The sequence below is a fragment of the Cohaesibacter sp. ES.047 genome, from assembly GCF_900215505.1.
GTDB lineage: Bacteria > Pseudomonadota > Alphaproteobacteria > Rhizobiales > Cohaesibacteraceae > Cohaesibacter.
Genome location: NZ_LT907844.1, coordinates 3,531,784 through 3,543,793, shown reverse-complemented (window position 1 = coordinate 3,543,793; position 12,010 = coordinate 3,531,784). Strand labels below are relative to the sequence as shown.

The 12,010-nt window shown below is 57.5% G+C and carries 11 protein-coding genes; 2 read left to right on the top strand and 9 right to left on the bottom strand.

Annotation, left to right across the window (positions count from 1 at the left end):
* Positions 1-148 precede the first annotated feature (148 nt).
* Positions 149-1,705, bottom strand: coding sequence for an ABC transporter substrate-binding protein (locus CPH65_RS16165; protein WP_096174830.1), 1,557 nt, complete (start codon positions 1,703-1,705; stop codon positions 149-151).
* Between the two features lie 158 nt (positions 1,706-1,863).
* Between CPH65_RS16165 and CPH65_RS16160 the strand changes: the two genes are divergently transcribed.
* Together CPH65_RS16160 and CPH65_RS16155 are read left to right on the top strand one after the other, a co-directional pair.
* Entirely contained in the window at positions 1,864-3,111 is a 1,248-nt protein-coding gene (locus CPH65_RS16160; RefSeq protein ID WP_096174829.1) for a Zn-dependent hydrolase, read from the top strand.
* A gap of 7 nt (positions 3,112-3,118) precedes the next feature.
* Positions 3,119-4,063, top strand: coding sequence for an acetamidase/formamidase family protein (locus CPH65_RS16155; RefSeq protein WP_096174828.1), 945 nt, complete (start codon positions 3,119-3,121; stop codon positions 4,061-4,063).
* A gap of 74 nt (positions 4,064-4,137) precedes the next feature.
* Here the strand turns inward: CPH65_RS16155 and CPH65_RS16150 are convergent, their stop codons facing one another.
* The 8 genes from CPH65_RS16150 to CPH65_RS16115 form a co-directional block, all read right to left on the bottom strand.
* A complete protein-coding gene (locus CPH65_RS16150; protein ID WP_096174827.1) occupies positions 4,138-5,142 on the bottom strand; it encodes a TIGR03842 family LLM class F420-dependent oxidoreductase in 1,005 nt (334 codons plus the stop codon).
* A 45-nt stretch (positions 5,143-5,187) separates the two neighbouring features.
* On the bottom strand, positions 5,188-5,856 hold the full coding sequence (gene npdG / locus CPH65_RS16145) for an NADPH-dependent F420 reductase (RefSeq protein ID WP_096174826.1): 669 nt from the start codon (positions 5,854-5,856) through the stop codon (positions 5,188-5,190).
* Positions 5,853-6,623 carry a coenzyme F420-0:L-glutamate ligase gene (cofE, locus tag CPH65_RS16140; protein ID WP_096174825.1) on the bottom strand — a complete coding sequence of 257 codons (771 nt, stop codon included), beginning with the start codon at positions 6,621-6,623 and terminating at the stop codon, positions 5,853-5,855. The genes npdG and cofE overlap by 4 nt, the downstream gene beginning before the upstream one ends.
* Positions 6,620-7,234, bottom strand: a complete 615-nt coding sequence (gene cofC / locus CPH65_RS16135; protein WP_197703863.1) for a 2-phospho-L-lactate guanylyltransferase — start codon at positions 7,232-7,234, stop codon at positions 6,620-6,622. Before cofC ends, cofE begins: the two co-directional genes overlap by 4 nt.
* 35 nt (positions 7,235-7,269) lie before the next feature.
* The gene (gene cofD, locus CPH65_RS16130; RefSeq protein ID WP_096174823.1) at positions 7,270-8,250 is read right to left on the bottom strand and encodes a 2-phospho-L-lactate transferase; all 981 of its coding nucleotides are present in this window, start codon (positions 8,248-8,250) and stop codon (positions 7,270-7,272) included.
* A complete protein-coding gene (gene cofH / locus CPH65_RS16125; RefSeq protein WP_096174822.1) occupies positions 8,247-9,512 on the bottom strand; it encodes a 5-amino-6-(D-ribitylamino)uracil--L-tyrosine 4-hydroxyphenyl transferase CofH in 1,266 nt (421 codons plus the stop codon). The genes cofD and cofH overlap by 4 nt, the downstream gene beginning before the upstream one ends.
* Positions 9,509-10,732, bottom strand: coding sequence for a 7,8-didemethyl-8-hydroxy-5-deazariboflavin synthase CofG (gene cofG, locus CPH65_RS16120; protein WP_096174821.1), 1,224 nt, complete (start codon positions 10,730-10,732; stop codon positions 9,509-9,511). Before cofG ends, cofH begins: the two co-directional genes overlap by 4 nt.
* Before the next feature lie 220 nt (positions 10,733-10,952).
* Positions 10,953-11,948 carry an ABC transporter substrate-binding protein gene (locus CPH65_RS16115; RefSeq protein WP_096174820.1) on the bottom strand — a complete coding sequence of 332 codons (996 nt, stop codon included), beginning with the start codon at positions 11,946-11,948 and terminating at the stop codon, positions 10,953-10,955.
* Between the last annotated feature and the right edge of the window lie 62 nt (positions 11,949-12,010).

Genomic DNA, 12,010 nt, shown 5'->3' with positions numbered 1-12,010 from the left:
CGGGTTGATCGGCCCTATCAGACTAGACTGGCAGGATAGACTGGTCCTTTATCCTGCGCGACATCAAGAGGACACCGCAGCTCAGGTCGATCACATATTGAGTGGACTTCCCCGCTCGCGTCTCATGCGAGCGGGGAAGCGGCCTCCATCAGGGTTTTGCGACTTTCTGAAGCATCAGGAAGAAGGAAGGTTGAAGCTTGAAGCCTTCCACCTCGGCGCGAGTCACAGCATTCTGTTTCCAGTTGGCCACGAAGACCCATGGGGCATCTTCATAGACAATCTGCTGCATTTCCTTGTAGAGCGTGGCGCGCTCTGCCTGATCCGTCGAGGTGCGGGCTTTTTCGAGCAATTCATCCACTCTTTCGTTGGAATAGTAACCCGAATTGAAGCCGCCCTGGTCGGGGAATGCCTCGGTACGAAGAGCAAGGAACGGCAGGGTGTCCGGATCGTTGGTCATCCATGCCATTTCAGCCATATCGGCCTTGCCTTCAAGACCCGGGTTCACCTTACCAAGGAAAGTGTTCCATTCGTAGGTCTCGATCTTCACACTCATGCCAACGGCTTCAAGGTCGGCCTGAATGGCCGTCCCCATGGCGGTCGGATCGAGCATACCGGAGCCACCTTCGGTGACGTAGAAGGTCAGCTCTGCGCCGTCATAGCCAGCCTCTTCAAGCAAGGCCTTGGCTTTTTCCGGATCGTATGGATAGGGCGACAGGCTTTCATCATAAGCCCATGCAAAGGCCGGCGGGGTCGGCCCTGCGGCCACTTCGGCAGTGCCTTGCAGGATGTTCTCGACCAAAGCCTTCTTGTTGATGGCGTAGTTGGCGGCCTGACGGATTTTCTTCTTGGCGAAAGGGCCTTCCTTGGCATTGAGGATCAAGAACCACAGATGCGGACCGGCCTGCTCGTGTACCTTGAAGCTTGCATTGTCGCGAAACTGGGCAAGGTTATCGGGTGGCACTTCAACCATCACATCAAGACCACCGGAAAGCATCTCGGCAACACGCGTGTTGGCGTCGGTGATCGGACGATAAATGACCGCTTCAAGCGCCGGTGCACCATCCCAGTAGTCGGGGTTTTTCTCCAGCACGACCTTGGCGTTGGATTCCCATTCGGCGAACTTGTAAGCGCCGGTACCAGCAGGATGTCGACCAACGTCCTTGCCATTGTCCATCACGGCTTTAGGCGAGATGATCAACCCGGTCGGATAAGCAAGGTTGGACAGGAAGGGGGCATAGGGGTCCGTCAGATCGAACTTGACGGTGAGGTCATCAACAACCGTCACTTCACTAACGGACGAGAAGAAGAAGGCCAGCGGGAACGGGCCGGTGTCATGATAAGGATGATCTTCCTTCAGCATGCGGTCGAAGTTGAACTTGACCGCTTCGGCGTTGAAGTCGGTTCCATCGTGGAACTTGACCCCTTCACGCAGCTTGAAGGTATAGGTCTTGCCATCGTCAGAGATGGTCCAATCTGTGGCGAGAGACGGCTCGACTTCGAGCGTGCCATCCTTGTAGCGGACAAGACCGTCATAGAGATTGACCAGAATGCGGAAGTCGTTCACCGCCGTATCCGCTGCCGGATCCAGCGATTTCGGTTCTGCGATCTGACCGACAATCAGGACATTGGGTGGTGTTTGCGCGTAACCTGGTGATGCAAACAGCAACGAGGCCGCCGCAAGTGCAGCGGTTAGCAACCGTTTCATAGCGTTCTCCCTCATTTTTATCGCTCCCTTGATTAGTGCGCAGAATTGTTTATTTTTCAAGCATTGATTATGATAAATTAAGATCCGCCGCACAAATGCCCATAATTTATGCATAAAATTAGCATCTGCTTATGCCGCGAACAGGAGGGGAATACCAAATGACCAGCAGCGAGGTACAAATCAGACCGGACCGCCTGAAGACCCTGCTCGACGGCATCAACAAGTTCGGCTTCAACCGGCAAACCGGCGGATACAATCGCGTCGGTTTTTCCGATATGGACATAGCTGTGCGTTCATGGTTCCGTGAGCAAATGAAGGAAAGCGGACTTGATGTCAGCGTGGATGCTGCGGGCAACCTGTTCGGACGGTTGGGCACGAGTGGCAAACCCTGCGTGATGATCGGCTCCCATCTTGATACCGTGCCAGAAGGCGGTGCTTTTGACGGGGCTTTGGGCGCGGCCATCGGCCTTGAATGTGTGCGCAGTCTCAAGGATCATGGCATCGAGCCCGATTTTCCCGTTGTTGCTGTTGCCACCTCCGAGGAAGAAGGACGCTTTGGCGGCATGCTCGGCTCCCAAACCATCAGCGGTCAGTTGGCGCCCGGTTGGGTCGAGATGGCCAGCGACGCGGATGGCGTCAGTCTTGTGGAAGCCATGGCGGCGCAAGGCTATTCAGCGGACACCCTGCGCGAGGCAGCGTGGCCAAACGGCTCCATTCGCGCCTTTCTCGAACTCCATATCGAACAAGGGCCGGTGCTGGAAAGCGAACAGCTTTCCATCGGCATTGTCGAGAGCATTTCCGGGGTGCTCGTGCTCGGTGTTAGCCTTGAGGGCACGGCAAACCACTCGGGCACAACGCCGATGCCGCTTCGGGCCGATGCCTTCGCAGGGTTGGCTGAAGTCGGGGTTGCCATCCCGACCATCATCAAGGATATCGGCACGGACCAGTCCCGCGTGACCATCGGCAAGGTCGATCTCAGCCCCAATTTCCCGCACACAATACCCGGCAGAGCCGATTTCACCATCATCATCCGCGATACTTCGGCTGAGGTCATGGCCACGTTACGCAGCCACATCGAGGCGTCAATCACGGATGCTGCCGCCCGCAACTCCCTCAAGGCGAGCATTGAAGAGCGCAGCTATCTGCCACCAGAAAGCCTTGATGGCTCAGTCCGGCAAGTGCTTTTGGAGGAAACCAAGCGGCTTGGCTACTCCCACACAGTGATGCCATCAGGTGCCGGGCATGACGCCCAGACGATGCAGGCCTTTTGTCCATCCGGACTGGTCTTTGTTCCCAGCCGAAACGGCATCAGCCATGCCCCCGAGGAGTGGACAGACTGGACCGACATTGAAAAAGGGGCGCAAGTGATGCTCAATGCGGTCCTGCGCCTCAGCAAAGGAGACTAACCCGCCCATGTGCAGACAGTGCGATTATACCATTCATGCCGCCCAGCATCATTTCGGCTGGGACAACAGCACCGCCCCCGTCGAGCGTGTCGCTCCGGGGTCAACCATTTCTTTCCAGTGCAAGGATGCCTCTGCCGGTCAATTGGGGCCAAAGAGCAAAGTAGCCGACCTCGTTGCCATGGATCCGGGCAAAGCGAACCCGGTCACGGGGCCGGTGTTTGTCGATGGGGCAGAGCCTGGCGACGTCCTCAAGGTCACATTGGAGCAGTTCACCCCTTCGGGCTTTGGCTGGACTGCCAATATCCCCGGCTTTGGACTTCTGGCTGACCAGTTCAAGGATCCGGCGTTGCACATCTGGTCCTATGATGCAGCGGGCATGACCCCTGCCCTTTTTGGCAAATCGGCACGGGTGCCGCTCAAACCCTTTGCAGGAACGCTGGGCAATGCCCCCGCTGAAGCGGGCACCCATTCCATCATTCCGCCGCGCCGGGTTGGCGGCAATATGGACATCAGGGATTTGTCGGCAGGAACCGAGGTCTATTTGCCGGTCGAGGTTGCCGGTGCGCTCTTCTCCATTGGCGACACTCACGCAGCCCAAGGGGATGGCGAGGTCTGCGGCACGGCGATTGAAAGCCCGATGGATGTGGTGTTGACCCTTGATCTCATCAAACAGACGCCGCTTGCGATGCCGCGCTTTACAACGCCGGGGCCGGTCACCAATCATCTTGACCAAAAGGGTTATGAGGTGACCACGGGCATTGGACCGGACATGATGTCAGGCGCCAGAGTTGCGGTCGCAGGCATGATCGATCTTCTATGCGCCCAGCATGGCATGTCCGCGATTGACGCCTATATGCTGTCTTCGGTCTGTGGTGATCTGCGCATATCGGAAGTGGTCGACGCGCCCAACTGGGTGGTGTCTTTCTATTTCCCGCGCTGCGTGTTTGACTGACCAGCCCAATTTTCAAGCAAAAAGGACCGGCTGCGAGACAGCCAGTCCATTGCTTTTAAGCACTCAACAAATCCCTATTTCGAGAATGCGGGGATGATGGTCTCGCCATATTCGGCGATGATCTGCTCTTCCTTGCCGTTATCGAGATAGATGTTGAACTGGGTGACGCCTGCGGCTTCCAGCTCTCTCAGTTTGGAAATATGGTCGTCGGGAGCGCCGAGAACCGAGAAGCCCTCGATAATTTCATCAGTAATGAAATCAAGATAGGGGTTGTCGCTCTGGCCGTGCTTGGAATAGTCATAGCCCTTGCGATCCTTGACGTAAGCCGTTAGCGAGTCCGGGATATCATCGCGCTCGGTGCCGTATTTTTCAACGATATCTGCAACATGGTTCCCCACCATGGCCGGGAACCAACGGGTTGCCTCGATGCATTCTTCCTTGGAGCCGAAGTAGGCAGGGGCAGCCGCCATGACACGATAGTTGCTCATGTCGCGGCCTGCTTTCTCGCCTTCCTCGATTGCCGTACTGGCCAGCCATTTGACGATGCTTGGCTCCGCGATTTGCAGGATGAGACCGTCACCCACACGTCCGGCAGAACTCAGCGCCTTCGGGCCGTAGGCCGCGACCCAGATCGGCAACTCATAGCCTTCCGCCCACGGGAATTTGACCGGTTCGGGACATTCGCCATATTGGGCTTCATCGCCGCGCACCAGAGCCTTGACCACATGGGTGAATTCTTCAAGGCGCTTGAGCGGCGCGGGCTTCTTGCCCATCACACGAACGGCGCTGTCACCACGGCCAAGACCGATGTCAAAGCGGCCTTCGGACTGTTTGGCGAGCGAGCCAAACATGGAGGCGGCCAGCGACCAGTCGCGGGTGTTGGGGTTGGTCACACAAGGGCCAAAGCGCATCTTGGTGGTGTGCTCCATGCACATGGCCATGGCCATATAACTCTCGCGCCACAGGATGTGGCTGTCATAAAACCAGCAATAGGTGAAGCCAGCATTCTCGGCCTGACGAACAAGGGCGCGCGCCCGCTTTGGTTCGACAAAGCCTTTGAAACAAATCGCGAATTCCATCTCTCTCTCCAAAGTTTCGGTGATTGTTGTTTGTTGTTTTTATGTTTAGTGATCCGGTGCCCAGATCTTGATCCCCGCATGGGTGAAGGGCACCTGTTTTGAAATATTGATGCGAATGAGAATGGGGGTGATCGCCTCTATACAACGGGCCGCTTCGGCGTCACCGGCATTGTAGGCTGTCACGCCCAGCTTCCCGATCAGAGCCATAACCTTCTTGCGGGCATCAAGGCTGTTGCCACAGACAAGAATGTCGCAATTGATGTCCCAGCCGAGATTTTTCAGCGTTGTGGCAGAGACATTGTGGAGGGCCCCGATGACCGGAATATCCGGGCCGAGCAACGCCTGTGCGGCTTCCGTTGCAGACCCTTCCGGGGGCATTGAAACCTTCTTGGGATCCTTCTCCGACAGTGGCACCACGATATCGACCAGGATCTTGCCGGCCAGATGAGGTTTCAAGGCCTCCAGCGTGGCGTTATGGCCCGCGAAAGGCACGGCCAGAATGACCAGCTCATCAGCGGCCTTGACCGCGTCCTCATTGGCAAGGCCTGTGATCTTGGCGGGTGCGTCTTCCAACTGGGCCATGAGTTCTGAACCAATTTCGGCGGCACGGCCCGCATCGCGAGACCCCAGCGCGACGGGCACTCCAGCACGGGCAAAGCGCAGGGCAAGCCCCTGCCCTTGTGGACCCGTTCCCCCTATGATTGCGATTGTCATTTGAACATATCCTCTTTTTTAACTCTCAGAAGGTCTTGAGCACTGCTTGTCGTCGGGATCCAGTCGAGCCCGCGAAACAGCACAATGGGAGTTTTGGCCGCCTTGCGCACGACAAGGCCGGATGCGGCTGCCAGCTCGTCGGCGAAGGCCGCTTCGGTGACGGTCATCACACGCCCCCACGCATCCGCATTGCCCTGCTCGCGCAAGGTGGACGGAACACCAGACAGGCCGATGGCGACATTGACCTGACCGATCCGCCATGGACGGCCAAAGGTATCGGTCATCACGACACCAACCTCACAGCCAAACCGCGTCTTCAAAGCATCCTGAAGACGGGCCACACTGGCGTCAGGGTCGGGTGGCAAGGTCATGACGGCATCGGTTTCTTCAAAGTTGCTTTCGTCCACCGCTGCGTTGGCGGAAATGAAACCAAGGCGATGGCGGCAGATAATGGTGCCGTGCTCCTGACCGGGATGACGGAAGGAGCGGACCACCTCGGAGCTTTCGCGCAGCACGATCTCGACCTTGCGGGCGTCCTTGTTCAGCTCGCTGGCATAGCGTTCTGCTTCCGGGGAAGGCGTGATGCTCGCCAGCGGAATGATGCAGTCCTCGGCTTTTGAGAAGACTTTTTGCGCCACGCAGAGAATGTCCCCGTCTTGGGGGGCGAGATCGCTAGCCACAAGACAATCGCCAATGATGCTGGCAAGGTCATCACCGGCCCTGATGTCGGGGACACCGGGGATGGCGCTAAGGGAAACCTGCATCATCGGCCATCACTCCAGAAGGCCACATCAGGGCGTCTGTGCTGCAGATCGTGCCAATCACGCACCGTATCGACGTCGCGCTTCAGGCTGTTCAGGGGCAGGATGACCGGCACCAGCCCGGCTTCGACAGACGCTTGATAGTGGCGATGGAAAGACCGATCCCCGTAGGCAAAATCGATGGGACACGGCAGCGGCAACAGGAGCGCGTTGGTGCCCAGATCGCCGGATGGACAGATCACGACGTCCCGCCCACTCTTGGGATAGTCGAGCAATCGGGCAATGTCCTTGTGCGACGGATCGGCCAGATCTCCGGGCAAGACACAAAGGATGTCATAGCCCTGTTCATGTGCAATCTTGGCAGCTTGATCAACAGCGCACGACAGGGTTGAAGCGCCTCCGTCATCGATCCATTTGACATCGAGACCGGCGACCAGATCCCGGATCGTTTCGCTGCTCGTGATGACGCCGATGTCGATGTGACTGTCTGGAAGCAGTGTCAGCGCGCGCTTGACGCATTCCACGACGTGAATGAACAGCGCGGTCGCAAGACGCGCTCTTTCCTGCTGAGTGAGGGAGATCGACAGGCGGGTCTTGGCGTCAAGTGGATCCTTCATCGGGATCGCGAGAAGGCATTTTTTGGTATGTGCATTCATCCTGCCCTGCCCTCCTTAAGCTGCTTCTTGAGCCATTGACGACCAAGACCGACAATCTCGCGTCCAAGGCGTGCCTTGTCGGCCTGATCCTTCATCAGGATATCGGAGCAATGGGCCGAAATACCGTGTGCATTGATGTCCGCGCTGAGGGCTTCATCCTGATGGTCGATGATGAGGCAGTCGAGCCAACCGGCATAACGCTCCGCAACACCGGCGGCATCCGCGCGCAAGCCAAGGGCAGCCATCATGCGATCGGCGGGGCCCTTGACCACTTTGCCAGCAATGAAGGGGCTGACGGCGATTTTCGGAGCCTTGGCACGAGCGACAGCACCACGGAGGCCTTTTGTCTCAAGGATCGGCGCGATGCTGACCAGCGGGTTCGAGGGAGCAATGACGATCAGGTCGGCCTCACCGAGCGCCGTCAGGGCTTCCTTGGTTGGCTCGGCCTCTTCTATGCCGTCAAACTGCAATTCGCGCACTTCGGGTGCGCATTTGCGTCTGACGAAATAGTCCTGAAAGCTAATCCAGCCATCGTCTGTACGCACGCGGGTTTGCACCTTGTCATCGGTCGGCAGCAAGATTTGCGGCTTGACGCCAAAGGCCTTGGCAACATCCCGGGCAATCTCGGAGGGTCTGTCGCCCTTCGCCCGGCGCATGGTGCGGTATATGTGAAGACCGAAATCCTTGTCGCCCAGCATCATCCATGTATCTTCGCCAAGCATGGTCAGAGTGTCGAGCGCACGTGTTCCCTCGTCCGCCAGCCCCCAACCCTGCTGGCGGTTGATCATTCCGCCAAGCGAATAAGTCAGCGTATCAATGTCAGGGGAGACCCAAAGACCATGGAAAGCATCATCGTCCGCGACATTGCCGATGATCGACAGTTCGATATCGCCGAGAGCCGCGAGACCTTCGGCCATTTTCGCGCCGCCAACGCCTCCAGCCAGAAGCGTGACCTTGAGAGCCGCCTCACGCTTCATTCAGCAGCCTCCAGCTTGCCCGATTGGTCGGGGAACCTGGCCAGAAAGTCGAGCGGGTCGGAGCCATTACGATCGATGAGTGGGTCCAGACGCACCGGATCATGATCATCAAAGACTTCCAGAATGCGATAGTCACTGGACCGACGCGCAGGCGTGCGGCCCGAGGCGCGGACGATTTGCACCAACTCATGGGCGGTGATTTCCTGTCCATGATCGGCACCGGCCGAGCGGGAAATGCTTTCCTCCATCAGGGTGCCACCCAGATCGTTGGCCCCGCGGGAGAGCATGGCCATGGCGTGCTCTGCTCCCAACTTGGTCCACGAGACCTGGATGTTGTCAATGAACCCATGCAACATGATGCGCGCAACCGCATGCATCAGGTCGATCTCGTCCGTGCTGGGGCCCAGACGCACCTTGTCGGGATTTTCCATATAGAGCGCAGTGCCCACATGCTGGAACGACAGCGGCACAAATTCAGTGAAGCCGCCCGTGTCCTTCTGGATGGAACGCAACAGATCGATGTGTGCGGCCCAATGCTCGGGCCCGTCGATATGGCCATACATGATGGTCGAGGTCGTCTTGATGCCGACCTCATGGGCCGTGCGGACGATTTCGACCCATTTTTCGGTGCTCAACTTGTCCTTGGTGAGTTGTTTGCGGATGTCAGTGTCGAGGATCTCGGCTGCGGTGCCGGGCATGGTTCCGAGACCTGCATCCTTCAATTCTTCGAGAAATTCCCGGTAGGGCTTTTTGCTTTTCGATGCGCCATACCAGATTTCGAACGGTGAGAAGGCATGCAGATGCATGTCGGGCAGTTCGGCCTTGATGGCGCGGCACAGATCCGCATAGTAGGAGCCGGGAAGCTTGGGATGCAGTCCGCCCTGAATGCAGACCTCGGTCGCGCCGCGGTCCCATGCCTCGTGACAGCGCTGCAAGACCTGTTCGACCGATTGCCACTCGGCCCCGTCTTCATCAGACCGTTTGGCGAAGTTACAAAACTTGCAGCCCATGTAGCAGATGTTGGTGAAGTTGATGTTCCGGTTGACGGTGAAGGTCACCCGGTCGCCATGAACCCGCTGTTTGAGACTGTCGGCGGTCTCAAAGATTGCCTGTTTGTCGCTTTGGCTCGCCGCGCGGAAGAGCACCACTCCCTCGGCCTTAGAGATTTCCCTTCCCTCAAGCACGCGATCAAGAATGTCACGGACAGGGCTGGACACCTTGGTCACACCTTTTGCGAAACTGTTTTCGGATCCACTCATCATTGCCCGGCTCCTTCTGCCTTTGGGTTGAAGGCGTGTGCAAGGCCGTCTGAATCGGCCATGGCGGACACGCGCGGCTGCAGGTCGGCACTGAGGAAATCGCCCGATCCTTGCAGATATTTGGGATAGATGGTCAGCCGCTCGCGCAGGCGATAGCCTGCTTCCTCGCAGGATTGGGCCAGTTGGTCGATCTGCGGCCAGGCGTGCTGGGGGTTTATAAAATCGATGGTCACCGGCGAAATGCCGCCCCAGTCATTGATCCCTGCATCCAGATAGGCCATGTGGCGCGCACTCAGATTAGGCGGGGCCTGCAGGCTGATATCAGGGGACAGGATGATCCGGGCGGCGGCGATGGTGCGCAGCATTTCATCGAGCGCAGGCTCTGGCGAGTTGGCCATGGCGATGTCCGGCTTGCGCTGGAAATTCTGGATGATGACTTCCTGAATCTGCCCATATTTCTGATGGGTCTCGTTGATGGCATGTAGCGCTTCGATGCGTTCTTCGAAGGTCTCGCCAATACCGATGAGAAGACCGGTCGTAAACGGCACCTGCTGGCGACCGGCGCGCTCCAAGGTCCTGAGCCGTTGCAGCGGCACCTTGTCCGGGCAGGCGTAATGAGGACCGCCCTCCTTCATCAGGCGGCGGGAGGTCGTCTCCAGCATCATGCCCATGGAAGCAGCGACGGGACGCAGTTTTTTGAGTTCGTCTTCCTCCAAAGTGCCCGCATTCACATGGGGCAGAAGGCTCGTTTCTTTGAGCACCAATGCGCACATGTCGGCCAGATAGTCGGTCATACGCTCATAGCCGAGCATGGCCAAGGCGGCACGGGCCTTCTCATATCTCAGTTCTGGTTTTTCACCGAGGCTGAAGAGCAGCTCTTTGCAGCCCTGATCCTCGCCTTCCCGCGCGATGGCGAGCACTTCATCCGGCGTCATCAGCTTGGCTTCGGGATCATCGGGATGCTTGACAAAGGTGCAATAGCTACAGGTGTCGCGGCACATATTGGTCAGCGGAACGAAAACCTTGCGCGAATAGGTGACATCGCGGCCCCAATGCTGATCGCGAATGTTACGCGCCGTTGCCATCAGTTCCTTAAGCGGGGCGCGCGTCAGATCGATGGCGTTGTGCTCGGGCGGCGCACCATCGATCAGGCCAATGCGTGCGGCGCGGTGTCGATCAAGCCTTTGTCCGGTGTCACTCTGTAAACTGGCGTAACTCTGCATTCTGCTCACTCATGGCTGTCTGTCGGTTTGATACCGATTTAGAAGACAGCTTCCCCGTTGCGCAGCCTTATGGGTGCGCCAATGCCGTTATGTCTTGGAATTTAGTTCACCGCGCCCGGCGGATGAGTGCATTGCCATCCGCCGGAGCTAAATTGCGCTCAAGGTCTGCGCTGCGGCTCGATCTTTGGATCAGCACCGGAGCACAGACATCCGAGTAACCCTATTTGAGGGCTGCGTCGGTGATCTTCAGGGTATAGGCCCCTTCCGGTTCCTTGGTGATGACCGGCGCGGACCCACCGCTCATCAGTGTCTTGACGGTGCGCTCATAGTCGGCCGGATCAAGCGCGCCGTTGGAACCAGCGGTCAGTTTGGCCACTTCACCCATCATGCGCTTCTGATGTTTTTCGGTCTGGGCGCCGGTTTCGTCATATTCCAGAACGATTTCAGCGGCTTCATCTGAGTTTTCTTCGGCGTATTTCCAGCCTTTCATGGATGCACGAACGAAGCGGACCAGCTTGTCGACTTCGGCTTCATCATCCAGTTTTTCTTCAAGCACATAAAGACCATCCTCGAGCGTGGCCACGCCCTGATCTTCATATTTGAAGGTGATCAGCTCGTCCGGAGAAATGCCTGCGTCGATAACCTGCCAATATTCGTTGTAGGTCATGGTGGAGATACAGGCCGCCTGTTTCTGCAGCAGCGGATCGACGTTGAAGCCCTGTTTCAGGACAGTCACGCCATCGTCGCCACCTTCGGTCGGGATGCCCAGGATGCTCATCCAGCTCAGGAAGGGATATTCGTTGCCGAAGAACCACACGCCAAGGGTGTTGCCGGGGAAATCTTCAGGAGACTTGATGCCGCTTTCATTGAGGCACGTCAGCATCATGCCGGAGGATTTGTAAGGCTGTGCGATGTTGACGAGCGGCAGGCCCTTTTCGCGAGCAGCCAGAGCGGATGGCATCCAGTCGACAACCACATCAGCACCGCCACCGGCAAGGATCTGGGTCGGCGCAATATCCGGCCCGCCCGGTTTGATCGTCACGTTGAGGTCTTCTTCATCATAGAAGCCCTTTTCCAGCGCGACATAGTAGCCTCCAAACTGAGCCTGCGTGACCCATTTGAGCTGAAGGGTCAAATCATCAGCGGCAGACGCGGCACCAGTAAGCGAAGCGGCAAAGACCGCACCAGCAGCGAAATGTTTCAAAGTGTTCTTCATAGTCAGTTCCCTATGGGTTTGCTTTGTTTTGCTTTAGGTGTTGCTATTATTTTGGTTGTTAT